Source organism: Desulfotomaculum defluvii (assembly GCF_054657375.1).
Genome location: NZ_BAAHYV010000007.1, coordinates 724,763 through 750,536 on the forward strand (window position 1 = coordinate 724,763; position 25,774 = coordinate 750,536).

Sequence of the window (25,774 nt, forward strand, 5' to 3'; positions counted from 1 at the left end):
AAAATTTTGTGAAGGGAAATAAGTAGTACCGGCGAATAAGTATAAGATATTGTGTGGAAAAGGTGATTAATGTGCAAGCGGAAATTATTTTTACCGGTACCGAATTACTGGTTGGTGAAGTCTTAAATTCACATGCCCAATATTTAGGTCGACGCCTTACAGAAATGGGCATCGAGGTTATACAGCACACTACAGTAGGAGATTACTGGGGCCGAATGGGGTTGGTTTTATTACAGGCATTGGAGCGGGCAGAGCTTATTTTTATTACTGGCGGTCTAGGACCTACCATTGATGACTTGACTAAGGAAACTGTAGCAGAAGTGCTTGAATTAGACATGAAATTAGATGAGTCCTCACTGGAAGCAATAAAGGTATATTTCAACAAGAGGGGCATGGAAATGCCTGCCAATAACACCAAACAGGCATTCTTTCCAGAGGGTGCTAGAATATTGCCAAATACCCGAGGCACTGCCCCTGGGGCCATTGTCGAGGTGGATAAAAAAGCTGTTATTATTTTACCTGGGCCACCGTGGGAAATGGAGACTATGTTTGAAAACTCAGTGGTATCCTACTTAAATAGTTTACCCCATCGAGGAACCCTATGCACTTCTAAAACATTCCGTTTAACTGGTATTGGAGAAAGCACGGTTCAAGAGTTAATTGATGATCTTTGCGGTATGGCAAATCCAGAGATCTCCTTTTTAGTACAACCGGGTGTTGTGGAAGTTCGCATAACTGGACAGGGATCTACCCTGGAAGAGGCCTCTGGTCTTGTGCAGAATTTATCTAAACAAGTAAATAAACGTTTATTTCAATATATTTTTGCTGAGGATGATGAAAAAATTGAAGAAGTGGTAGGCGAAATGCTGATAGATGCAGGGCTTACCATAGCTGTGGCAGAATCATGCACAGGGGGACTAATTGAAGCACGTTTATCTGAGGTACCAGGGGCTTCCCGATATTTGGTTGGTGGTATTGTAGCCTATTCAAAACAAGTAAAAGAAAGGATTCTTGGGGTACCCTCAGAAGTCTTAGAACAATTTGGGGCTGTCAGTCGCCAAACAGCCATTGCCATGGCTGAGGGGGTTAGAAGAGAGCTTGGGAGCAGTATCGGATTAGCTGTGACAGGGGTTGCTGGTCCCCAGTCCAGTGAGGGGAAACCTGTTGGACTTGTTTATATTGCCCTGTCCTCGCCAACCGGTGTATGCTACAGAGAATATCGATTCCCAGGGGAAAGAAAGGCCATTCGAAATGGAACCGTGAATGGGGCCTTAAAGATGGCTAAGCACTTTTTACAAGGAAAATAATTTATTGAAGCTAGAAAGAAGGAAATGAATGAATTACAGAAGAGAGACTAAGGTTTTTGGTAATCTGGAATTGGATCACAGAATTGTAGATGGCTTAAAAGAAATGGGCTTTGAAGAACCAACTCCTATTCAACAATTGGCTGTGCCACAAGTATTGACTGGTCATGATATGATAGGTCAGGCACAGACTGGCACAGGTAAAACTGCTGCATTTAGCATCCCAATGATTGAACGATTGGATTTTAGAAAAAGAGAAGTGCAAACGGTAATTATTACACCGACCCGTGAATTGGCCATTCAGGTGGCAGAGGAAATTTCCAAAATAGGACGTTTCTGTAGAATAAAGGTTTTACCAATATATGGCGGACAGTCCATTGAACGTCAAATAAGATCTCTACGTCAGGGCGTACAGGTGATAGTAGGGACACCTGGACGGTTACTGGATCATCTTCGTCGTCATACCTTGAAAGTGGATAAAGTAGATATGGTTATTCTTGATGAAGCTGATGAAATGTTGGATATGGGCTTTATTGAAGATATTGAAGAAATTATTCGACACACACCAACAGAACGTCAAACCTTACTTTTTTCAGCAACTATGCCTGGTGAAATTATTAGGTTGGCCCATCAGTATATGAAGGAACCCAAATATGTTACAGTAAGTAAGACCAATCTTACTGTGCCACAGATCGAACAAGTCTATTATGAGGCACCGGAGAAAAATAAGTTAGAGGCACTTTGCCGCATACTAGATATTAGTGATATTGCTCAAGGTATTATTTTTTGTCGCACCAAACGGGGTGTCGATGAATTAGTTGCAGGTTTACAGGCCAGAGGTTTTGCTGCGGCGGCTTTGCATGGCGACCTCAGTCAGCAGCAAAGAAATGCTGTCATGAAACAATTCAGATCAGGAGAAGCAGAACTTCTAGTAGCCACTGATGTAGCTGCCAGAGGGTTGGATATTGAAGGTGTTTCCCATGTGATCAATTATGATATTCCTCAGGATCCGGAATTTTACGTGCATAGAATTGGGCGGACTGGTAGAGCAGGTAGATCTGGTGTAGCCATAACCTTAATTAGCCCAAGGGAATATCGTCAACTTCGCTTAATTGAAAATATAACTAAGAGTCGTATAAAAAGGGAGAAACTCCCCAGCGTAGCCGATGTAGTTGAGCGTCAAAAGGAAAGCATTAAAGAAAAAATCCTACAAATTATAGAAGAAGGTAAACTTGGCTACTATCGTTCAATTGTTGATCCACTAATGGATGAGTATGATCCTATGGATATAGCAGCGGCTGCTCTCAAACTTTCCATGGATATGGAACCAAACGGTGATGAAGTTAATCTGGACATCGTTAATTTCGGAAACACTGGGGCAAGACCTGGAATGGTACGGTTATTTCTTACACTTGGTAGAAAAGATCGGACAACTCCCGCTGAGATTATCAAGTTAGTATCTGATGAATCAGGTATTTCAGGCAGCCAAATAGGTAGCATTAATATATATGAGAATTTTAGTTTTGTAGAGGTTCCCGAAGATTGGGCCAACTGTGTTATCAGTTGCTTGCATAGGCAGCACTTTAAAGGCAGAAGGTTGTTTGTTGAACCAGCTCGGGCCAGAAAGTAGTAAAGTCACAGGCACTCTACCGGTACAGACTTAGATTAGCTAGGTTTCTAAGCAGGTGCCGGTTTTTGTGCGCCTAGAGTGTATTGGAGACTTTCAACACATAACATAAAGATCTACTATAAAGGGTAAATAAGTGCTAAAAACACTGCAAGTTTTCTAGTTGACTGGCTTTCTAATTAGCTCTATAATGGAAAAAACGAACATGTGTTTTGGAGGAGGAAAGATTATTTATGTCCGATAAACTCAAAGCCCTTGAACTAGCTTTGTCTACCATAGAAAAGCAATTTGGCAAAGGTTCGATTATGAAATTAGGGGACTCAACTAAATTAAACATAGAAGCAGTTTCTACAGGAGCACTTTCCTTGGATATTGCTTTGGGAGTTGGTGGACTTCCTAGGGGGCGTGTTGTTGAAGTTTACGGTCCAGAGTCTTCTGGTAAAACTACGGTGGCCTTGCATGTAATTGCTGAGGCCCAAAAACAAAATGGTATGGCAGCCTTTATTGATGCAGAACATGCTTTGGACCCGGTTTATGCTCGAAACCTGGGTGTTGACACTGCAAATTTGCTGGTATCCCAACCAGATACAGGTGAACAGGCTTTGGAGATATGTGAGGCCTTAGTTCGTAGTGGTGCTTTGGATGTGGTTGTTGTGGACTCTGTGGCTGCTTTGGTACCAAGGGCCGAAATAGAAGGGGAAATGGGCGATACTCACGTCGGCTTACAAGCAAGGTTAATGTCCCAGGCCCTAAGGAAATTGACCGGTATTGTTAGCAAGTCGAAAACCATTGTTATTTTTATCAACCAAATTCGTGAAAAAGTTGGGGTTATTTACGGTTCTCCAGAAGTAACCACAGGTGGACGGGCCTTGAAATTCTATGCATCGGTTCGGATGGATGTACGTAAACAAGAAAATATTAAACAAGGTACTGATATAATAGGTAGCCGTACGAGGGTGAAAATTGTTAAAAATAAAGTAGCTCCTCCCTTTAAACAAGCAGAGTTTGATATTATGTATGGCACAGGAATTTCTAGAGAAGGTACCATTTTGGATGTTGCCACTGAGCTAAAAATCGTTAATAAAAGTGGGGCTTGGTATTCCTATGGTGATGAAAGATTAGGCCAGGGACGTGAGAACGTAAAGGAGTTATTTAAAGAAAGACCTGATTTATGTCAAGAAATCCAAAATAAAGTTCGGGAAAAGTTATCTCTAGGGAGTGTGCTTCCATCCACCGAAGGGATAATCGAAGACCAAGGGGAAGAAGAGGACATGATTTAAAATAGCCGTCAGCCCTCAGCTTGAAGAATAGCCTTTGGAAAATTGCTCCTGGGTAAAGACCGTTAAAGTAATACATGCAAAAAAAGCCCAAGGCAACACGGTCTACGCGGCTCAAGACCCGAGTAGGTTCGCTTAAAGCTAACTGTTAAAAGCTGATGGCCGCCGGCTAGTTTAAGGGCCCAAGGCCCTTTGGCTGCCAGAGGCTAGGAATCTTGACAGTGACTAAAAAAACTAGTAGAATTACTGTTGGGAGAAAATAGAATTTGATATCTGGCAACAGTTAATATATATAAAACCCAATAGATTCCTTAAGGCGTAATTCCTTATCCTTATCGGGATTTTTGGCTTTATGTTGAGTTGAGCTCCATATCTTTAGGTGTTTGTTTTAGTTGGCCTGTGATTTGGACAAACCAGGTATCTGTTTATTTTCTACCGAGTAATGCTCGGTATTTTTGTTTATGAGGATTTTCTATTTATATGTTTGAATAAGACAGGAGGTGAAAACAATGGAAATACAGGTAATTCTGGTGGCAGTTATTACCACCTTGATCGGACTTGTAATAGGTTTTTTTATTCGAAAAAATATAGCTGAAGGTAAAATCGCTTCGGCCGAAACTCAAGCTAGGAAAATAGTTGAAGAGGCTGAGAAAGATGCTGAGGGTAAAAAGCGCGAAGCTATTGTAATGGCAAAAGAAGAAGTTCTTAAACTGCGGAATGAAATGGAGAAAGAAATACGTGACCGTAGAAATGAACTTCAACGGTTAGAAAGAAGACTTTTACAAAAAGAGGAAACTTTAGACAGAAAGATGGATTCCATGGAAAAGAAAGAGGAATCCCTCAGTCGAAAAGAAGTTGAAATCGAAAATTCCAAGGCTGAGCTGACTAATGTTTTGAATCGCCAGTTGGCTGAACTTGAGCGGGTATCGGGGCTTTCTTCTGAGGAAGCTCGACAGATCTTATTAAATGATGTTGAGAAAGAACTACAGCATGACATGGCTGTAATGATTAAAGATTTTGAACATCGTGCTAAGGAAGAGGCAGACAAAAAGGCAAGGGACATTATTTCGTCAGCTATTCAAAGATGCGCAGCAGACCACGTGGCAGAAGCAACGGTTGCTGTCATACCTTTGCCCAATGATGAAATGAAAGGTCGTATAATCGGAAGAGAAGGCCGTAATATCCGGGCCTTTGAGACCTTAACTGGTATCGATTTAATCATTGACGATACACCTGAAGCGGTTATTTTATCTGGATTTGATCCAATTCGTAGGGAAGTAGCGCGTTTAGCATTGGAGAGACTTATTTCTGATGGTCGCATCCATCCTGCAAGAATCGAAGAGATGGTTGAAAAAGCTCAGAAAGATGTAGAAGTGCAGATACGTGAAGCAGGTGAGCAGGCGACCTTTGAAACGGGGGTACATGGTCTTCATCCAGAGTTGGTAAAACTTCTTGGCAGACTAAAGTTTCGTACAAGTTATGGACAGAATGTTTTAAAACATTCTATCGAGGTATGTCATTTAGCGGGACTAATGGCTGCGGAATTGGGTATTGATGTTAAGCTTGCGAAACGTGCAGGTTTACTGCATGATATTGGTAAGGCTGTTGACCATGAAGTGGAAGGTCCGCATGTGGCAATTGGTGTAAATTTATGTCAAAAATACAAAGAAAGCCCAGAAGTCATTCACGCTATAGCGGCACACCATGGTGACGAGGAACCAAGAACCATAGAAGCTGTTTTGGTACAAGCTGCAGATGCAATATCAGCAGCCCGTCCTGGAGCTAGAAGGGAAACCTTGGAGTCCTATATTAAACGACTTCAGAAACTGGAAGAGATTGCAGGTACCTTTGAAGGAGTTGAAAAATCCTTTGCTATTCAGGCGGGAAGAGAAATACGTATTATGGTAAAGCCAGAAAAAATTGATGATATGGCTGCAATTCGCCTAGTAAGGGACGTTGCCAAAAAAATTGAAAATGAACTGGATTATCCTGGACAGATTAAGGTTATCATAATTCGGGAAACCAGGTATGTTGAATACGCAAAATAACAAACGACCCATTGGGTCGTTTTGTTATTTAGGATTTATTGGCAAATATGGCAGAAAATTATTTAACCTTAATAATAATTCCCAGCAGGAAAGTATATTTAATAAAAGAATTATTATTTATTTGGATTGTATAAACAGGTGGTGACTTTATTGGATCTTCGCTATCAAGGTAAGGAGGACCTTACCAATAGTGTCAGTTTATTAATTTCTATCCTTATTCGATATCCGGAAGTAGCAAAGATAAATTATGACCCGGATAAGCAAGTCCTAAACTTTACTTTCATTCATTTAGGTATCTTGACAGAGCAAGAACTCGATGGTTTAAAGAATAATATTCTTAGTAGTATTGAAATGTACAATTCCCTTGAATGCAAAACACCAAAGGTGGTAAAACTGGATTATTATATAAGTGATAGCATAACTATGATTGAAATCAAAAGGGATGTTGCTACACTGGTACAAGAGGAAATTTCTTTATTGGTAGAATTGTTCCGCCAGGATATAAAGAATAGTCTTGTTACCGATGATAATGAAAGTTTAGTGGTTGAAGATTTAGTTGTACAAGAAGAGCTAATTGAACATATGCTTGAGAGTGTTAAAGCAAAATCTGAAAATAAAAGATTATATGCCTTCAGGGATGAAGGTCGTGTTCTTGTTTTCAACAAATAGGAGGCTTCCTTGAAAATTGCGCGTATTAATGATAGGAGATATAGTTGGTCGACCAGGTAGAAAAGCACTTTTAGATAACCTTCAGGCACTTCGCAGAGAGTTAAACATTGATTTTGTAATAGCTAATGGAGAAAATGCAGCTGCTGGACATGGTATAACCAAAGATATTGCTAAACAACTTTTTTTAGCAGGTGTAGATGTATTTACAATGGGTAACCATGTTTGGAACAAAAAAGAAATCATTCCTTATATAGAAAAGGAAAAAAGAATTATTCGTCCAGCGAACTATCCTCCAGGGACTCCGGGGGTTGGTTACAACATTTTTGATACTCAATTAGGCTATAAAATTGCAGTCATAAATATTTCCGGAAGAATATACATGCAGGAGCTTGATTGTCCATTTAGAAAAATTGATCAAATTCTAATAGAGCTTCAAGATAAAGTTAAAATTATCTTTGTTGATTTTCATGCTGAGGCAACCTCGGAGAAGGTGGCTATGGGTTGGTACTTAGATGGTCGAGTTACTGCCATATGTGGTACTCATACACATGTTCAAACCGCGGATGAACGGATACTGCCGAAGGGCAGTGCTTATATTACCGATATTGGCATGACTGGGCCAAGGGATTCGGTAATTGGTGTTTGTAAGAATTCTGTCATTGAAAAATTTATTACCCAAATGCCAAGGCGATTTGAAGTGGCGGATACCGATTATCAATTGAATGCGGTGATTATTGAACTAAATCCCGAGAATGGTATTGCTAAAAATATTGACAGAATCTTTAATCTTGAATAACTTGTTAAAAATGTCACGAAAAACTTTATAAATTTCTTGAAATAGAAGGAATTTTTAGGATTCTGAAGAATAAAATCAATACAGGGATTAGAGCAATCATCCAAACTAACTAAGGAGGTTTTTCAGCATGGAAGTTTTAAAAGTTTCAGCAAAGTCCAATCCAAATTCTGTAGCCGGGGCACTGGCTGGCGTACTCAGGGAACGTGGTTGTGCCGAAATGCAGGCCATTGGTGCAGGTGCATTAAACCAAGCAGTGAAAGCTATCGCAATTGCTAGAGGGTTTGTAGCCCCAAGTGGAGTCGATTTGATTTGTATCCCTGCTTTTACAGATGTTATCATTGATGGTGATGAAAGAACTGCTATTAAGCTTATTGTAGAGCCTCGCTAAAAAAACAATTAATTAGTTAGTTCGGTACAACCTGTTTGCAGTAGGCAAACAGGTTTCTTGCTTACTAGCGGTAAAAATAGAAATTATATGCCAGAGGAAAGGAGGGGCAATATTGCCCGTAATAGATGCGCATTGTGATACTTTGACAGTTTTGTCCATACAAGAGAGAAATTTAGGGGTATTCTCCCAAAGAGGACATCTTGATCTACCTAGATTACGTCAAGGTGGTGTTGATGTTCAATTCTTTGCTATTTTTGTAGGACCTGAACAGTATCATAGATCTACAGAATATACAAATGAAATATTATGGTTGTTTAAACAAGAGTTGCAAAACAATCAAAATTCCCTCAACCATGCATGTAATTATAGTGATATCATTAATGCCTGTGATGCAGGAAAAATGTCTGCTGTTCTGACCATTGAGGGCGGAGAAGCATTAAATGGAAAACTTGAACAACTGGATGAGTATTATAGACAAGGTGTTAGGGGCCTTACATTAACTTGGAATGGTAGGAACGAACTGGCTGATGGGGTGGGCTTAGGTCCGGAGGCTTCTGGTTTAACCGCTTTTGGAAGACAGGTGGTTGAAAGAATGGTGGAATTAGGTATGATGATTGATGTATCTCATTTATCTGAAGCTGCATTTTGGGATCTCACCGCAGAAGTTAGGACGCCGGTAACTGCATCCCATTCAAATACCAAGTTTATTTGTGATCATCCTAGAAACTTAACAGATGGGCAGATTAAAGCTATAGCCGAGAATGGGGGAGTTATTGGGGTTACCTATGTCCCTCAATTTGTTGATTTGTATAACCCAACCATTGACAGAGTTATTGACCACATAGCCCACCTTTATCAGGTGGGAGGTATTGATTGTATAGGAATGGGCTCGGATTTTGATGGTATTGACAATACGATAGAGGGTATGCACAATGCCAGTGAAGCAGTGCCCAATTTACAAAAATCCTTAATCAGAAGGGGTTTCACTTCAGGTGAAATAGAAAAAATAATGGGTGAAAATTGGTTAAGGGTAATTAAGGAGGTATGCAAATAATATACAAGCTTATAGAGAAAAGAGTTAGGGTATACTGAAGAAAAAAAGACGGTGATAGACAATGTATGCTGATTTGCATATTCACACAACGGCTTCGGATGGTTCAGATACACCAACGGAAGTAGTCCAGAAAGCACTGCGGATAGGACTCAGTGCCATTGCCATTTCTGATCATGATACCCTGGAAGGAATTAATGAAGCAAAGAAAGCAGCCAAAAATTTTAATATTGAAGTGCTCTCCGGAGTAGAAGTAAATACATTCTTCCAAGGCAGTGAAATTCATATTTTAGGATACTTAATTGATCCTGAGCATGACGAATTTGTTACCAAATTGAAAGAGCTGCAAGATGATCGTTTGACAAGGATAAGAAAAATGGTCGATAAATTAAGAGATCTTGATATATATATAGATTTAGACAGGGTTTTGGAGCTGTCCACCGGGGGTTCCATAGGTCGGCCTCATATTGCTCAGGCTTTAGTAGAGAGCGGTTATGTAGCTACTTTGCAGGAGGCTTTTGTAAATTATATAGGAGCAGGTAAACCCGCCTTTGTACCTAGAGAGAAACTAACTCCTGAAGAAGCCATTGGTTTAATAACTAAGGCTGAAGGAGTCCCTGTATTAGCTCATCCAGGCCATTCAAAAATTGACAATTACATATTAAAATTTATAACTGCCGGATTAAAGGGATTAGAGGTTTGGCATAGAAATCATACTTCATTAATGGTAAATCATTACGAAAAACTAGCTAAAAAATATAATTTAATACCTACCGGCGGATCGGACTATCATGGTACAAGACATGATACTTGCAATGTTCTTGGTGGTGCAGTGGCCCCCTATGAATCAGTGCAAGCATTAAAAAAAGCCGCTGGTTTTAAGTAATGGATACTTACTGAACGGAGTTGTGATCTATGAAGTTAGCTAAAAGAATGGATGCTTTAGTTCCTGGAATATTTACAGAACTAGCCAGAGCCAAGGCTGAGAAAGAAAAAAAGGGAACCAATGTAATTGATTTAAGTATAGGAAGTCCTGACCAACCCCCGGCTCCCCATATTATTAAGTCATTGGCTCAAGCGGTGGCGAAACTTGATAATTATACCTATCCCCTTGGCGGTAAACTTGAGCTGCATAAAGCCCTAGCAAGTTGGTATAAACAGCGATTTAATGTTGACCTTGAACCAAATACAGAGATTTTAACCCTAATGGGCTCCCAAGATGGATTAGCCCATGTAGCACAGGCATTTATCAATCCTGGAGACATAGCCTTAGTACCTGACCCAGGATATCCGATTTATTCGGCGGCCATTTTATTGGCGGAAGGGCAATTGTATCCTATGCCTCTTTTGGCTGAGAATCAATATCTACCTGATTTACAAAATATTCCCTCAGAAATTGCCCAAAGGGCAAAAATGATGACCCTGAACTACCCTAATAATCCAGTGGCTGCTTCAGCAAATAAAGAGTTCTTTGAACAGGTGGTTGAATTTGCTAGGGAATTTGATATTGTGGTATGTCATGATGTTGCCTATGCAGAGTTGGCATTTGATGGCTTCAGACCTATGAGCTTTTTGGAAGTAACCGGTGCTAAGGATGTAGGTATTGAATTTTATTCATTATCCAAATCATACAATATGGCTGGTTGTCGAATCGGCTTTGCTGTAGGGAATGCAGATGTACTAAGCGCACTGGGAAGGATAAAATCCAATATCGACTATGGAGTGTTTTCTGCTGTACAGGAAGCCGGTATTGCTGCCTTAACAGGTGATCAGTCTTGTGTACGAGAGACCGCTGCAACTTACCAAAAACGTAGAGATATATTGGTAGATGGGTTTGGCAAACTAGGTTGGCAGATGCCAAAACCACAAGCTTCTATGTTTGTTTGGGCACCTATTCCTCCCAGATATAAATCCTCTATGGAGTTTTGTCTAGAGTTTTTAGAGAAGACAGGGATTTTAATGGTGCCTGGAAATGCGTTTGGTGAACAAGGGGAAGGTTATGTTAGAATTGCTTTGGTGCAAAAAGAAGAAGTGTTATTAGAAGCCCTGGAAAGATCTCGCAGGTTATTCACCTTTACTAGTTAGATGTCTATGGTCCCACTCCTTTGCATATACTACTTAAAGTGGAATTAAGGAGTGGTGTTTTTGAATAGTAGTACAGACATTCAGTATCTGCAAAATCGTATTAATGAGCTTGAAGAAAAGATAGAGCAGCTAAGACTAAGTAGAAGGGTACTAATGAACCTGATAGAGAAAATTGAGAAGGATAAGTCCTTATTTGTATCTAAGCTAGAAAAAGAAAACCGAAAGCTGCACAAGAATAATTATCGTTATGCTCAAAACCTGATCCAACAAAATAGAAGAATTGTAGAATTGCAAAACAGATTAGAACATTTTCTAATTGATATGTAAACCGCCCAGGCGGTTTATTGTTTTATTATACTTATTTTTTTTACCCCCATGACCTAGCATCATAAAACCTTTGAAGGAAAATTATATCAATTTAGTTCATCGGCTTTTTTAAGAATTGATAATTCCGCTGGTATTGATAATACTGTCTCCCTATGATGGTGCTTAATAAGGTAAATGATATCGGGGTGTAGATTATGTTCCCGGGCCATCTTTGCACCTCTTTGGGGATGTTCTAGGTGCGCTGAGAGAGCCTTGGCAAAGCGTCCAGTATTATTTATTTGTTTAAGTAAGTCACGGGGTGTTTTTGATACTAAAGCTCCTAGCAGCACAATAAATACTCGATCGATTGTACGAATGACCTTAGCAGGTTTGCCAATATCATGAAGTAACGCAGCTTTAATTAGAAGCGTTCTATTAATGGAGTCATGATTATCAGACGATAGAAGCAGACATGTTTTTGCTACCCTAACACAATGGGTTTGGGTGGGTCTATCCATTTGCCAGAACAATGATTGTTCTTTTTTATCTAAATATTTCTGAATGAACCTGATATCATCCTTGCTCATACGGCTAAAGATTGCAAACCAAAATTGTTTTACCCGATTAATCATTTTATATCACCATTATGTTTAATTGCAGGATTTTAGAGTTTTATAAAAGAAACTAGATTGTATCATAGTAAATATAATGTTTTAATCAGAATAATGCAATGTTAAAAATAACAGTAATAGAAATAGTAAATATAGATTCTCTAGATGGTTCTGATTATGGAGGGGTGGGACTGTGGAGGAGACTAAACTTTACCTGGTGCGTCATGGGGAGACTGAATGGAATGCCATAGGTAAATTTCAAGGACATTCTGATGTACCTTTATCAGATTTAGGCAGGCAACAGGCAAAAAAACTGGCATTGCGTCTGGGTAGTACTAAAATAGATGCTTTTTATAGCAGTGACCTATCTAGGGCTATGGAGACCGCCGCAATAATTGCCAAAGAACATAATAGTCAAGTAAGTTACTTACCAGACCTAAGAGAAATTAACTTTGGGAAATGGGAAGGTCTTACATTTGATGAAATTTCACAAAACTATGGCCAATTAAGCACCCGATGGCGAGCCAATCCAGTTGGTACCCAGATACCTAATGGGGAGAAATTGCAAGATGTAGCAGTTCGCTGCCAAAGAGCTATAGATGAAATAATAAATGTCCATGCTGGTGAAACTGTGTTAGTAGCTACCCACGGTGGCGTAATAAGAGTAATCGTGGCCAATGTATTAGGCTGTGATTTAAATAATTTCTGGAAATTACGTTTGGATAATGTTTCTTTGACGACTATTTCTTTTTATAGAGATCAAAAAGCAATTTTGGAATTATACAATGATACCTGTCATTTAAAATAAACAAAAACTTCTCACGTCCAGTTTTTGTTTAAATAAATCTGGATAATAGTTTTCCTACCGAGAAAGACTACTTTTAGTATTCGGTAGGGAGGGAATTATCAATGGAGGAATATCTCAGATCAAGAGTTCCATGGAGTACAGAGCCAAGTTTAGAGACCAAGGCTAGAGAAGTTGGTGTGAATTTTGATTCACTTATTGAGGGTATAAAAAACAATAGATCCAATGAACAAATGGCTGAAGAGTTTGGAGTTACCCCAAAATGTATTGGGTATTTAAAGGATCATTTCTGGACCCATGGAATAGGTTCAATTATGGGGCAAGACTAGCATTAGCGTTAGCTATTAGTCATTAGCTGTTAGTTATAACTATGCTTAAGCTAACAGCTAATAGCTCATGGCTCAAACTATAGAATTGGCAATCAAATCTTCTGCCAAATACTATTTACATAATGATACTTAATCAGTTATATGATGGGGAGGTCTTCCATTGTTCCCTAGGCTGTTGGCTTTACTATTGGTCGTACCGATAATTGAATTGTTGATTATTATTCAAACGGGTAAATGGTTAGGTTTTTGGGTAACATTTTCTTTATTATTTATCTTAAGTTTGCTGGGGTTTTTTTTAATAAAAAGCCAAGGGTTTTCGACTATTAGAAAAATAAAGCAGGAGCTTTCCTTAGGACAAATACCTACGGATTCCTTATTGGATGGATTATTTATATTGGCCAGTGGCTTATTGCTTCTTACACCTGGTTTGCTTACAGATATTATTGGCCTAAGTATGCTTTTTAAGCCATTCAGAGCATTAATAAAGCAAAGCTTAAAGGGTTATCTAATTAAGTATTTTTTACCTGGTAAAATTGTTAGTTATAGATGGAATCAAAAAATTTAAAGATTCACTTCTAGAAGCTTTAATTTTGATGTGTTATAATATACGAATACAATTTTTGAGAAGTTTATTCAAAGAAGGGAGAGACATAACTTGTATCCAGATAAGTTTGCAAAAGTAGGACTAACCTTTGATGATGTACTATTAATTCCTGGTTCATCAGAAGTATTGCCCAGGGAAGTAAATACATCTTCCTACCTGACCCAAGATATAAAACTAAACGTACCTATTATGAGTGCAGGTATGGATACTGTTACAGAATCAAGAATGGCCATTGCCATGGCACGCGAGGGTGGCATTGGTGTAATACATAAAAACATGTCCATTGCCCGGCAGGCTTTAGAAGTTGACAGAGTAAAACGTTCTGAACATGGCATTATTACTGATCCTATCTTTTTATCCCCCGATAGCCCCATTAGTGAAGCCCATGAATTAATGGAAAGATATCATATTTCCGGAGTTCCCATTACAGTGGATGGCAAACTTGTAGGAATCCTAACAAACCGAGACTTACGCTTTGAGAACAATGACGATCGTAAATGTGGCGATGTTATGACAAAGGACAATTTAATTACTGCCTGCGAAGGGACAAGTCTAGACGAAGCGAAACAAATATTAATGAAACATAAAGTAGAAAAATTACCAATCGTAGATGAATACAATAATCTAAGAGGCTTAATAACAATTAAAGATATTCAAAAAGCAAAGGAATACCCAAACTCCGCTAAGGATCACCGTGGTCGTCTACGTGTAGCAGCTGCAGTGGGAGTTGCCTCGGATACCATGGATAGGGTGCAAGCCCTAGTGAAGGCCAAAGCAGATATTATTGTGGTGGATACTGCCCATGGTCACTCCCATTTGGTCATAAAAACCGTTCAAAATATACGGTCAGCTTATCCCAACCTGAATATTATAGCTGGTAATGTGGCAACAGCAGAAGCAACCAGAGATTTAATCCAAGCTGGAGCAAATGCAATCAAAATTGGTATTGGTCCCGGTTCCATTTGCACTACACGGGTCGTTGCAGGGGTTGGTGTACCTCAAATAACAGCAGTTTATGATTGTGCTCAAGAGGCTAACAAATATGGGATTCCAGTAATCGCAGATGGTGGAATTAAGTATTCTGGTGATATCGTTAAAGCCCTTGCTGCTGGAGCCAGTGTAGTTATGCTAGGAAGTATCTTAGCTGGAACCGAAGAAAGCCCAGGCGAAAAAGAGATTTACCAAGGTCGTAGCTATAAAGTATATCGTGGCATGGGTTCATTGGGTGCGATGAAGGAAGGTAGCGGTGACAGATATTTTCAGGAGCAAGCTAAGAAAATGGTGCCTGAAGGTGTTGAGGGACGCGTACCTTACAAAGGTGTTCTTTCTGATACAGTATTCCAATTGGTCGGTGGCCTAAAGGCTGGTATGGGTTATACTGGCTGCCGAACCATAGACGAGCTTAAAACTAATGCAAAATTTATTCGTATTACAGCAGCTGGTTTAAAGGAAAGCCATCCCCATGGTGTTAACATCACCAAGGAAGCCCCTAACTACAGTTTCTAAAATAAAAAAGATTCCACGGCTCTTTAGCCGTGGAATCTTTTTTGCGTTTGTCAACCATGTTTTTCTAAACAGTTCATCAAGTGTTGGCAAATTTTCTAAAATCCTGTAGTTACCAACCGGAATATGTAGGAAATATTTTACAATTATTAGCAGGGAACTTAAGATCAAAAGTGAATAATAAAGTAATAAAAGGAATATAATACCAATTTTACTACTAATGATAATATAGTACAGGAAGGTGAGGAGACCTGTGACCACAAAGCTTAATTCTCTAACGGATGTATTAAAAAAGACGCTATTCTTTTTTGATGGTTTATCCGTGGAAGAAATTGCACCTTACGTACAGAGAAAAATGCTTCAAGATTACCCCTCTGATAAAGTTGTTGAGAGAGTAAGATTATGTTTAAAACAACATGCCTGCTTTAACCAAGATGAAAATGGCAAATGGCGGTTGCTTCTTCAGGGTTGCTCTGAAAATGACCATTTTTATGCATTCTTAATCAAGAGACAACAGCCTATTGGTCTCCGTCAAGTTGTTACTAACACAGTGGCCCGTAAAAAGCGCATGAGAAAACTAGCTGAAGAAGCTGCTCTAATGCCCGATGGACGTTTTGTTCAGCTTGAAAATGGTAGTTGGGGTTTAACTGAGTGGAATGTGGAAGCCGAACAATATTCTTTAAAACATTTGGTGATTAAAGCATTAAAAATGCATGAAGGTGGCCTATCCACTCAGCAGCTATTTGAGTGTGTAAATGAATGGCGTCCCACAAGCAAGTCCGCTGTCCAACAGGTGCTAAAAAAATTCCCGTACTTTGAACGAAGTTATGATGTATGGAGCTATAATGATCAAATTCATTCCCTCTATGATAATTTGGTAAAAAGGTATATCAAAATCATTGATAAACAAAAGGAACAATGGCAAAAAGATAGGACAAAGTTATTAAAGAAAACTGAGAAGGCTCAACTTCAGTTAAATGAGATCGGTGCTGCCCAAAAAGAAGCAGCTGCAGCACTGGCGCAAAGGGCATCTATGGTAGAACAATACAATCATTTATCTACCCAGTTATCGGAGAAGGATTTGTTATTAAATATACGTAAGAAAGAAATTCTAAGGTATCGGCATGAGTTGGAAAGAACCGAAAATAAAGCCAATAGTATTCTTTACCAATGTAGATTATGGGTCCGTAAATGTCAAGAAAAGGAACAGGAAAATTTAAAACTTAAAGAAATATCAGAAAAAAACCAATCAAGCTTAGAGGGCTTATTTAGTAAATTACAACAATATAAAGAGAGAGATAGAGAAAATAAAGCTCGACTTGCAGAGTTAAAGGAACGCTATAGTACAAGGGTAGCAGAACTGCAGACAGAGATTGTAGATCTTAAGCAGAAAATAGAAAAATATCAACATTTATCTAGCATAGAAGAACGTAAACTAATACAGGATATTAATACTTTGAGTAATGATCTAAAGGACGCCTTGGAAGGTGGAGAAGATTTGCAAAAATCTTTAAGATTAACCCAACAGGAGCTCAGTAAAGTAAAATCTGAGAAAATAAAACTAGAAGAATCATTGAACAGTCCCTTAGTTCGTATGGCTAAAAAACTAAGTAGTTTATTTGGCTGGTAGCCATTAGCCACCAGCTCAAAACATTTAAACTAAAAGCTAAAGGCTAAAGGCTTATGGCTAATTTAGGGAGGTAAAAAGCCCCTCGAAGGGAATATTACTAATAAATGATAACACGAGGGGAGATTCATTATGAAGGAGTTAGAGGAAAAGACCCTTTCGACTGAGCTAGTTTACCAGGGCAAAATTCTTAACCTGCGGGTGGATCAAATCCGCTTGCCCAATGGCAAGCAAGCCAGTAGAGAGGTGGTAGAATTTTCACAGGCTGTGGCTGTGGTAGCTTTAAAGGATAATAAAAATGTTCTATTGGTGACCCAATATCGTTACCCGGTAGGGGAAGTGCTTATTGAAATCCCAGCAGGAAAAATGGATGGAGAAGAAAGTCCTGAACAATGTGCCATGCGTGAACTACAAGAGGAAACCGGATATACCGCAAAGCACCTAGAAAAAATCACGGAGTTTTATACTACGCCAGGTTTTTCCACTGAACTGATGCATGTATTCTTTGCTACTGAGCTATTAGAAGGAGAACAAAACCCAGATGAGGATGAGTTTGTAAAGGTAACAGAAGTTCCCTATGCTGAAGCCATTGAGATGATAAATAATGGGAAAATAAAGGATGGTAAAACCATTGCAGGGCTCTTGTCTGTAAAAAGTAAAATAAATAATTAAGTGGCTGTTTTGTACAAGGAACTGCATGTTTCTTGGCCAAACAACCCCTAAATGAAGCAGTAGAAGTAAGAAGGGAGTTATTGCTTGCTACTTAAGTAGCGGCACTAACTCCCTTTTTTTATGCAGTTCTACCAGCCGGACGACTACTATTATAGTATTCAACAATGATTTGATTATCTTTGGACAAGTAGGCAATTTCCGGATAATCGGCATGGTCCTGAGCATCCGAAGGGGCACAGGCAATGGAAGTGCTAATCCTTAGTTGGGCAGGACATAACCGATGGGCAATAACCCGTGCCAAGTTATTACCATTGGCTCCAGCATGTACAACACCTCGACAAGCACCTATTACTAATACATTTCCATAGGCCACAATCTCTGCTCCGGCATGAACATCCCCCAACACAACCACGTTCCCTGGATAGTTAATTCGTTGCCCCGAACGTAAACTTCTTTTCACCAATAGAGTATCACCATTGGTTACTTCAGAAACCTTCACTTCAATTCCTTCAGGTGAATCGACACTTTTTTCTGGTAAATTTACTGGGGCATTATTAATCTTAGATTTTATATCTGGTTGGTGGATTAACCCATATTGTTGACATATTTCTTCCAATGCCTTGGTTTGATCATTATCCTCTTGAGAAAAAGCAAACTTAGCGCCCTTAAAAAAGCCTTTAGCTGCCTCCATTTTTTTATATAAATTATGTTTTATTTCTTCGAAATCACTATTGGGATCAACTAAAATTAATAGTCCATGCTTTGTTCCTTTGATATTGACTATTTCATGCATTAAAGTCACCTTCCAATATTTACATGTTAATTAATTATTCGACTGAGGGTGACCGATTCCTTCTAAAACCCCTTAGAAAATTTATCCATTTTGCATTTTTGTCTTATTTTCCTGAATTGTCAGGGAAAATATTTTTACATAGAATATATCCCAGTAACGGCAACCAGGTAATGGTAACCGAGAGAACTTGAACAAGGGGTCCAGTATTCTGAATAATTAACTGAGGTACCCGGGATAATTCAGCGGTATAAGATAGCAACAGAGCAGTTGGAAATATTGGGGAAGTCTCTTTACAAAGGGCTAACAGAGGTATAAACCAACAGAAATACCAGGGTTGAAACCATTTGTTAATAAGAAATAAATATAGGATAAATATTACGATACAAAGCTTAACCAGACCTGATATGCTAGCAGGTTCTCTTTTGCTCCATAGATGATACAACATATAGGCATATAAAACCCCGAAAATACCCAGGAATATCCTAGAACTGATTTGAAAGGCCTGGGTATTAGGTATATTTGCAAACCATTGAGATAGACCCATAAATAGCAAATAATGTAAAGATTTAATGGAATAGAAATTCATTTGCCGAAACAAACCTGCCAAGGTTTCAATACCCTCCCAATAGGGAGCCCATACCAGCAGTACTAGCAATATTAATAGAGTAGTAGAAACAACTAAACTTAGATATTTTTTTTTAAGGATTAACCAAAGAGCGATGGGGGGACCTAACAATACACTGGTATATTTAACCATGGCAGAAATGGTTAACAAGGGCAATACAAAGGTTGCCCTTGTTGTAGCAAGGCAGATAAAAGCTAGAATCAAGAAAGTTAACAAGAGAACATCATTGTGGGCATGGCCAGGTAATTCAAATAGTAAAAGAGGATTCCAGCCATAGACAACCATTGCTTGAGTAGGTTTCAGATTTAGTTCCTTGGCAGCATAACCAATCAGAAAAAGGTTGATCATATGTAGAATCCCAGCAAACACTTTTAATATAAGTAATGCTAGCCAAAGCCTCTCTGCTGCTAAAGATACTAGTAATGCTGTGACCATGTTCCACAAAGGTCCATAGGGATTAAGCAAAAACCCCCATCCTGTGGTACTGAGAAAGGGGTCTTCTTGCCAACCTATAATCTGGTGGGGTGTTTTAAGATAGGGATTTTCTTGATAGGTATATTGCAGTTGACCACTGGCAATGTAGTAATAAACATCTTCGCAGGCAAAGGGAAATAATAAAATAAATATTACCGTAAATAACAGGGTCCATGCTGTTACTTCAAATAAACTGGCCCGCTTGCTGACTTTTATTGCTTTTACGTATAAGAAAAAAGCGACAGTTAAGATAATAATTAGGGCAATAGCCTCAATTGTTTGAGTTTTTCCCCAGGGTATTAACTGTCCCCAATAGTTGTCTTGTAAATTAGATAATCCTGACCCATTGATCACTCCAACAATTCCGGGCAGTAAAAGGATACACCACAACAAGAATATTTTAAATCCCAAAGCTTTCATGGGCTGGTTCAAAGAAATCACCTTGGTCTTTTTTCCAGTATTTCCTTTAGTATAACCAGTATAGAACGTAAAAATGTTGGTCAAACTTAATTAGGAATTATTTAGCTAAGGAGAAAAGATATGGATACCAGAGAACCTAAATTATCCCTAGTAATACCTCTATATAACGAACAAGAAAATGTTGAAAGGGTGGTCGCGGAACTGCAACAAGCATTGGAACAGGAACATATTAATTATGAATTAGTTCTGGTCGACAATGGTTCCACCGATAATACTGGTTTATTACTAACCCAACTAGCAAAGAAAAGTCCAACTATTAAGGTTGTTAAGGTTGATCAAAACCAGGGTTATGGCTGGGGGATAATTAACGGGTTGCGATGGGCCTGTGGGGACTACCTTGGATTTATGGGGGGCGACGGTCAAATTGACCCAACCGATGTAGTAAAGGTATATCACTCCCTGCTAGAAGGGCATTATCAACTCTGCAAGGTTAAGCGGTACCATCGAGCGGATGGCCTGATAAGAAAATATGTATCTCACATATTTAATATTATATTTGTATATACATTTAAGGTAAATGTTGGAGATATCAACGGCTCGCCGAAAATTATGAGTCGGAAATGTTACGAACAATTAAACCTCAGTGCCAAGGACTGGTTTTTGGATGCGGAAGTTGTCTTAAAGTCTCAACATCTAAATTATTCCATAGGAGAAGTTCCGGTGATGTTCCATCGTCGTATGGGTGGCAGTTCAAGTGTAAGGATAAGTACCATTTGGGAGTTTTTTAAAAATATTTTCCTTTATCGTAAAAGAGGTGTCTGTTATGAAAGTAGTGATTCTTTGTGGGGGGAAAGGGACCCGGCTTAAAGAAGAAACAGTCTTCAGACCAAAACCCTTGGTCAATGTAGGAGAAAAACCTATTCTTTGGCACATCATGAAATATTATTCCTGCTATGGTTACAAGGATTTTATCCTGTGTCTTGGCTATTTAGGAGAAATGATTAAAAATTATTTTATTCAATATGACTTTATGAATAGTGATCTAACCATTAATTTTGCCAATTATCCCAAAATAGAAATACATCCAAGGCAGAGAATAGATTGGCAAGTTACTCTGGCTGACACAGGAATAGAGGCAATGACTGGTAGTCGGCTAAAAAGAATAGAGAAATATATAGGGAATGAAACAGATTTTATGGTTACCTATGGTGATGGGTTATGTGATGTCAATATAAAAGAATTGTATGATTTTCACCGTTCTCATGGTTGTTTAGCTACTGTAACTGGTGTTCGTCCTTTATCACGGTTTGGGGAATTAGATGTTAAGGAGGATATAGTTAGAAATTTTAGTGAAAAAAACCAAGTTACCCGGGGCTGGATAAATGGAGGTTATTTTATTTTTCGACGAGAGTTTTTCAACTATTTAACTAATGATGATCAGTGCATTTTGGAAAGGGAACCCTTGGAAAACTTGGCCAGGGACGGGCAGCTAAGAATATTAAAACATCGAGGATTTTGGCAATGTATGGATACCTACCGTGATATGGAACAGTTAAATAAACTTTGGCAGCAAGGGCATGCCCCCTGGGAGGTGTGGAAAACTGAACCCTTGGATCGATAAAAACGTGCTCATAACAGGCTGTTCAGGAATTATTGGCAGTTGGTTAACGAAAAGGTTGGTAAACCAAGGTGCTAAAGTGGTTGGCATAATGCGGGATCATGTGGGAAATAGCAGTATTCTTCAAAGGAATATTATAAATCGGATGTGCGTAGCCCACGGCGACATTTGTGATTTTCTATTTGTTAATAGAGTTTTGGCCGAGTATGAAATCGACACGGTTTTTCATTTGGCTGCTCAGACCATAGTGACCATAGCTAACCGTTCTCCCCTATCAACCTTTGAATCTAATATTAAAGGTACTTGGACAGTATTAGAGGCCTGTCGGCTATCACCTACGGTCGAAAGGGTGGTGGTGGCATCAAGTGATAAAGCCTATGGTGACTCAGAAGCTTTACCTTACCGTGAAAATCAACCCATGAAGGGAAAACACCCCTACGATGTATCAAAGTCATGTACAGATTTGATCGCCCAAAGTTATTACCATACCTACAAGTTGCCTGTGGTCATCTCCAGGCTGGCCAATGTCTACGGCGGAGGGGACTTGAATTTTAATCGTATAGTTCCCGGCAGTATTAAAGCCGTGCTGGAGGGGCGCACCCCTGTAATAAGAAGTGATGGCAGTCCGCTACGGGAATATCTGTATGTGGAGGATGCCGTCGAAGCATACCTTTCCCTAGCAGAAAACCTTCATCGTTCCGAGGTTATGGGGGAGGCCTTTAATTTTGCACCTCATCAGCCCTATCAAGTCATTGAAATTGTGAGAGAGATAATACGGGTTGCAGGAATGGATGTAGTACCTGAGGTCAAGGGCAAGAACAACCTAGGCGGAGAGATACTCAATCAATATAGTGATAGTACTAAGGCAAGGGAATTGTTGAAATGGCAACCAAGCTGGGATTTGACTCAGGGATTAGCTTGTACCCTTGAGTGGTACCGTGAGTTCTTAGATTATTCGCCTTCAGTTTAAGAACACTCTTTAAAGTGGCCGTGAGCCATGAGCTTTGGGCTTTCGTGAATCTTAATATGGAAAGATCTACAAGGATGTGTATAGTGTGGGGTAGCAAAAAAACGTATTTTGGTAACCGGTGCCAGTGGTTTTATTGGGTCTCATCTAGTTAATTATCTTTGCCAAGAGGATGTACAGGTCGGTGTGGTTATCAGGGATAGACAAAGTAAGAGGATAAAAAACAAAGATATAGACAACATTTACACAGATATTAACGATTTTGCTAATTTACAAAGAAAAGTTCAAAGTTTTAAACCAGATATTGTTTTTCATCTAGCCGGTGTAAGACCCCAAGGGGATTCCTGGCAGGCTATTCACCAGGCCTATCATGTAAATTTCATAGGCACCATGAATTTGCTCCAATCATTGCAGGGTTTAAAATGTCAGTCAGTGGTTTTAGTGGGCAGTGCTGCCGAGTATGGTCGGGGGCCTGCTCCTTACCATGAGCATCAAGGATTGCAGGCTGTTTCCGCCTATGGATCCGCTAAAGCGGCGGCAACCTCATTGGGCAGACTTTGTTATGAGTATTTTAAACTTCCAGTAGTTACCTTGAGGTTGACTCTGGTTTATGGGCCAGGTCAGGGGAAAGAATTTTTTATTAGCCAATTAATAAAAAACTTGTTATTAGAGGAACCTTTTCCTATGACCGAAGGGGAGCAATATAGGGATTTCATCCATGTAAATGATGTAGTAGAAGCATTATGGCGAGCTGCTAATACCCCTCGGGCAACTGGGGGGATATTTAATATAGGTTATGGTCTTTCTTACCCAATTAAAGATGTGGCCATGATGGTTGGCACTATTTTGGGTCGCTGTGAGTTATTACAGTTCGGTGCAAAACCCTATGCTCAGGGTGAACAGTTTGCTTATTGCGTTGACACCCAACTGGCTCGACAAGTATTACAATGGCAACCAAAGGTACCATTGATACAAGGCTTGAAAGATACAATACAATGGTTTGAAAAAATACATATATGCCCTTGAGGAAGAAAACCCTCAGGGGCATATATGTATTTAAGCCAAAAAACCTACGGTTATGGTTCAAGACTCACAGCTAACCCGACTTCCCTAAAAAGCTAGAGAATGCCCAATAGAATCAGAAATAAAACAATTATAATAATAAAAACCAAGAAACCAACACCAATAAAAACTACTTTATTGGACATGACCAGACCTCCTTTAAATTGATGCTTTAATATATGGAAAAGTCTTGACCAATGTGAAGTTGCCAAATTGTTAAGTTTTGAATTAATAAGGTAATTATGGCAAGAATAAGGTTGAAATTAATCAAATTAATAGGAGGTTGGCCGATGCCAAAAACAGTTGCTGAAGTAATGGTTGATCAATTGGCAGCCTGGGGTGTAAAAAATGTTTTTGGAGTTGTTGGTGATGGCATTTTTTACTTGCTTGACGCCCTAGCCAGACAAAACAAAATAAAATACTATGCAGTAAGACATGAAGAAACAGCGGCCCTAATGGCTTCAGCCTATGCTAAATTAACTGGAGAGGTTGCTGTGTGCATAGGGACTACTGGCCCAGGCATGGTACATTTACTTAATGGTTTGGCCGATGCACAAAAAGATCGAGTACCAGTTGTTGCTATTACAGGTCAGGTTGCCCGAAAGGATATCGGGACAGAAACAAAGCAATATATTGACCAACAATCCTTGGTTCAGCCTCTGGTGGCCTACAGTTGTTTACTGGTTGATCCCCAAAGCACCATAAAGGTAATCTCTAAGGCCTTTAAATCTGCCATAACTAACAAGATGGCTTCGTTGATAACAGTTCCCATGGATGTTTTTGCATTAAATTGCAACGAAGAAATAAAACCACTGGAGCCCTATATATTTACTACTGCTAGATCCAGTGAAGAAACCATACAAGGTGTTATGGGATGGCTTGACAAAGCTGAACGACCTATCATATTAGCTGGGGTAGGTGCCAGGTCATCAGCACAACAGGTGGTGGAATTGGCAGAAAAATGGGGAGCGGGAGTTTTACATACCCTTGGAGGAATAGGTGTAATACCTGGAGATCATCCTTTGGCAATAGGTGGTTTAGGACATGCTGGTAGTGCATTTGCCAAACAAATATTAAAAGAGGCTGACATTTGCTTTCGTATAGGAGCAAATTGGTGGCCTATGGATTATATTCCACCCAATATACCAATTATTGAGTTGGATGCAATAGCGGCAAATGTGGGTTCAGGAACCAAGGTAGCTTATGGTCTAGTGGGAAAAGCTGAGGAGATTTTACCTCAAATTACGAACAGCTTACAAAATAATAGCCGTACACCTTGGCTAGATGCAATTAAAAATGCACATAGGGCTTGGCATATGCAAACTTATAAAGAAACTGGAGAGCAAAACAAGCTGGTACCTCCTGCTAATATTGTTGGGGCAATGACTAGATGCCTTGCCAAGGATGCCATTGTTTGTCTAGATACAGGAGACCATACAATCTGGTTTGGTCGGAACTTTATCCCCAAGGAACAGCGAATTATTCTTTCGGGAAAATGGCGAACCATGGGCTTTGGATTACCCGCTGCTTTAGCCTGTAAAATTGCAGTACCGACCCGTCAAATTGTGGCACTGGTGGGAGACGGGGGAATAGGTATGCTGTTGGCAGATTTTACAACGGCTGTTAAGTACAATTTGCACATAGTCATTATTGTTATAAATAATGGAGGTTTAATTGAGGAAAAAAACCGAATGGTTGTAGGAAATCTAATACCAGAGGGAGTTTATTTGCATAATCCTGACTTTGCCCTGTTTGCTAAGGCTTGTGGGGGAGAAGGATACAGAATAGAAAACTCTAATAATATAGATCAAATATTGACAACTGCATTAAGCAGTGGAAAACCAACCATTATTGATGTTATTAGTAGTGATACATTAATTCCTGGGACAAAAATTAGTTAATAACCCAGAGGTGGTTAATCAAGCAGCTCTCTACCTTAATTTAAATTTGCTTGCTAAGAGCATCAATAGAAAGACTGCTATACTGCCTACAATAATTAAATAAAAGAAAAATCCTAATTTTAGCATTTGTTTCTCCCTAGATTTATTTTGCCCAAGTAGTATTTCCAAATCTAAAAAAACTTTGTAAATGTCGCGGGATCACTAGTAATTAA

The 25,774-nt window shown here is 39.3% G+C and carries 25 protein-coding genes; 22 read left to right on the forward strand and 3 right to left on the reverse strand.

The features are described 5' to 3' along the window. Positions 1-62: 62 nt before the first annotated feature. From ACYQ03_RS10650 to ACYQ03_RS10700, 11 genes are all read left to right on the forward strand, one after another. Positions 63-1,307 (forward strand): competence/damage-inducible protein A, encoded by a 1,245-nt coding sequence (locus tag ACYQ03_RS10650; RefSeq protein WP_459909897.1) that lies wholly within the window; start codon positions 63-65, stop codon positions 1,305-1,307. Between the two features lie 28 nt (positions 1,308-1,335). Next, positions 1,336-2,934 (forward strand): DEAD/DEAH box helicase, encoded by a 1,599-nt coding sequence (locus tag ACYQ03_RS10655; protein WP_459909899.1) that lies wholly within the window; start codon positions 1,336-1,338, stop codon positions 2,932-2,934. 230 nt (positions 2,935-3,164) lie between these two features. Then, positions 3,165-4,211, forward strand: coding sequence for a recombinase RecA (gene recA / locus ACYQ03_RS10660; RefSeq protein WP_459909901.1), 1,047 nt, complete (start codon positions 3,165-3,167; stop codon positions 4,209-4,211). A gap of 506 nt (positions 4,212-4,717) precedes the next feature. Next, the gene (gene rny, locus ACYQ03_RS10665) at positions 4,718-6,256 is read left to right on the forward strand and encodes a ribonuclease Y (protein WP_459909903.1); all 1,539 of its coding nucleotides are present in this window, start codon (positions 4,718-4,720) and stop codon (positions 6,254-6,256) included. Positions 6,257-6,406: 150 nt separating this feature from the next. Continuing rightward, positions 6,407-6,925: a hypothetical protein gene (locus tag ACYQ03_RS10670; protein WP_459909905.1), complete on the forward strand. Its 519-nt coding sequence runs from the start codon at positions 6,407-6,409 to the stop codon at positions 6,923-6,925. A 16-nt stretch (positions 6,926-6,941) separates the two neighbouring features. Further along, positions 6,942-7,721, forward strand: a complete 780-nt coding sequence (locus ACYQ03_RS10675; RefSeq protein WP_459909907.1) for a TIGR00282 family metallophosphoesterase — start codon at positions 6,942-6,944, stop codon at positions 7,719-7,721. Between the two features lie 127 nt (positions 7,722-7,848). Next, positions 7,849-8,109, forward strand: a complete 261-nt coding sequence (locus tag ACYQ03_RS10680; RefSeq protein ID WP_008413380.1) for a stage V sporulation protein S — start codon at positions 7,849-7,851, stop codon at positions 8,107-8,109. 112 nt (positions 8,110-8,221) lie between these two features. Continuing rightward, on the forward strand, positions 8,222-9,163 hold the full coding sequence (locus tag ACYQ03_RS10685) for a dipeptidase (protein ID WP_459909909.1): 942 nt from the start codon (positions 8,222-8,224) through the stop codon (positions 9,161-9,163). 61 nt (positions 9,164-9,224) lie between these two features. Continuing rightward, positions 9,225-10,046 (forward strand): PHP domain-containing protein, encoded by an 822-nt coding sequence (locus ACYQ03_RS10690; RefSeq protein ID WP_459909911.1) that lies wholly within the window; start codon positions 9,225-9,227, stop codon positions 10,044-10,046. A gap of 29 nt (positions 10,047-10,075) precedes the next feature. After that, complete coding sequence (locus ACYQ03_RS10695) at positions 10,076-11,245, forward strand: LL-diaminopimelate aminotransferase (RefSeq protein ID WP_459909913.1); 1,170 nt, start codon at positions 10,076-10,078, stop codon at positions 11,243-11,245. A gap of 60 nt (positions 11,246-11,305) precedes the next feature. Next, positions 11,306-11,572, forward strand: coding sequence for a translation initiation factor 2 (locus tag ACYQ03_RS10700; protein ID WP_459909915.1), 267 nt, complete (start codon positions 11,306-11,308; stop codon positions 11,570-11,572). An 86-nt stretch (positions 11,573-11,658) separates the two neighbouring features. Here the strand turns inward: ACYQ03_RS10700 and ACYQ03_RS10705 are convergent, their stop codons facing one another. Continuing rightward, positions 11,659-12,183, reverse strand: a complete 525-nt coding sequence (locus ACYQ03_RS10705) for an HD domain-containing protein (RefSeq protein ID WP_459909917.1) — start codon at positions 12,181-12,183, stop codon at positions 11,659-11,661. A 172-nt stretch (positions 12,184-12,355) separates the two neighbouring features. Here ACYQ03_RS10705 and cobC point away from each other — a divergent pair, with 172 nt between their 5' ends. The 6 genes from cobC to ACYQ03_RS10735 all read left to right on the forward strand — a co-directional run bounded on the left by cobC (position 12,356) and on the right by ACYQ03_RS10735 (position 17,702). After that, positions 12,356-12,970 (forward strand): alpha-ribazole phosphatase, encoded by a 615-nt coding sequence (cobC, locus tag ACYQ03_RS10710; protein ID WP_459909919.1) that lies wholly within the window; start codon positions 12,356-12,358, stop codon positions 12,968-12,970. Positions 12,971-13,071: 101 nt separating this feature from the next. Continuing rightward, entirely contained in the window at positions 13,072-13,296 is a 225-nt protein-coding gene (locus tag ACYQ03_RS10715) for a helix-turn-helix domain-containing protein (protein WP_459909921.1), read from the forward strand. Between the two features lie 175 nt (positions 13,297-13,471). Continuing rightward, a complete protein-coding gene (locus ACYQ03_RS10720; RefSeq protein ID WP_459909923.1) occupies positions 13,472-13,861 on the forward strand; it encodes an FxsA family protein in 390 nt (129 codons plus the stop codon). A gap of 90 nt (positions 13,862-13,951) precedes the next feature. Then, a complete protein-coding gene (gene guaB / locus ACYQ03_RS10725; RefSeq protein ID WP_459909925.1) occupies positions 13,952-15,406 on the forward strand; it encodes an IMP dehydrogenase in 1,455 nt (484 codons plus the stop codon). A gap of 250 nt (positions 15,407-15,656) precedes the next feature. Further along, positions 15,657-17,033: a phage-shock protein gene (locus ACYQ03_RS10730; RefSeq protein ID WP_459909927.1), complete on the forward strand. Its 1,377-nt coding sequence runs from the start codon at positions 15,657-15,659 to the stop codon at positions 17,031-17,033. Between the two features lie 129 nt (positions 17,034-17,162). Continuing rightward, positions 17,163-17,702 carry an NUDIX domain-containing protein gene (locus ACYQ03_RS10735; RefSeq protein ID WP_459909928.1) on the forward strand — a complete coding sequence of 180 codons (540 nt, stop codon included), beginning with the start codon at positions 17,163-17,165 and terminating at the stop codon, positions 17,700-17,702. Positions 17,703-17,820: 118 nt separating this feature from the next. Here ACYQ03_RS10735 and minC read toward each other — a convergent pair whose 3' ends face one another. Together minC and ACYQ03_RS10745 are read right to left on the reverse strand one after the other, a co-directional pair. Further along, on the reverse strand, positions 17,821-18,495 hold the full coding sequence (minC, locus tag ACYQ03_RS10740) for a septum site-determining protein MinC (protein ID WP_459909930.1): 675 nt from the start codon (positions 18,493-18,495) through the stop codon (positions 17,821-17,823). Between the two features lie 103 nt (positions 18,496-18,598). Further along, positions 18,599-20,026 (reverse strand): MptA/MptB family glycosyltransferase, encoded by a 1,428-nt coding sequence (locus tag ACYQ03_RS10745; RefSeq protein WP_459909932.1) that lies wholly within the window; start codon positions 20,024-20,026, stop codon positions 18,599-18,601. A 108-nt stretch (positions 20,027-20,134) separates the two neighbouring features. On the opposite strand from ACYQ03_RS10745, the gene ACYQ03_RS10750 reads away from it, so the two are divergent. The 5 genes from ACYQ03_RS10750 (at position 20,135) to ACYQ03_RS10770 (ending at position 25,562) form a co-directional block, all read left to right on the forward strand. Further along, positions 20,135-20,881 (forward strand): glycosyltransferase family 2 protein, encoded by a 747-nt coding sequence (locus ACYQ03_RS10750; protein ID WP_459909934.1) that lies wholly within the window; start codon positions 20,135-20,137, stop codon positions 20,879-20,881. Continuing rightward, complete coding sequence (gene rfbF / locus ACYQ03_RS10755; protein WP_459909936.1) at positions 20,838-21,635, forward strand: glucose-1-phosphate cytidylyltransferase; 798 nt, start codon at positions 20,838-20,840, stop codon at positions 21,633-21,635. The genes ACYQ03_RS10750 and rfbF overlap by 44 nt, the downstream gene beginning before the upstream one ends. Further along, positions 21,616-22,602, forward strand: a complete 987-nt coding sequence (locus ACYQ03_RS10760; RefSeq protein WP_459910799.1) for a GDP-mannose 4,6-dehydratase — start codon at positions 21,616-21,618, stop codon at positions 22,600-22,602. Before rfbF ends, ACYQ03_RS10760 begins: the two co-directional genes overlap by 20 nt. Before the next feature lie 108 nt (positions 22,603-22,710). Further along, complete coding sequence (locus tag ACYQ03_RS10765; RefSeq protein WP_459909938.1) at positions 22,711-23,625, forward strand: NAD-dependent epimerase/dehydratase family protein; 915 nt, start codon at positions 22,711-22,713, stop codon at positions 23,623-23,625. A 326-nt stretch (positions 23,626-23,951) separates the two neighbouring features. After that, entirely contained in the window at positions 23,952-25,562 is a 1,611-nt protein-coding gene (locus tag ACYQ03_RS10770) for a thiamine pyrophosphate-binding protein (protein ID WP_459909940.1), read from the forward strand. The last annotated feature ends 212 nt before the right edge of the window (positions 25,563-25,774 follow it).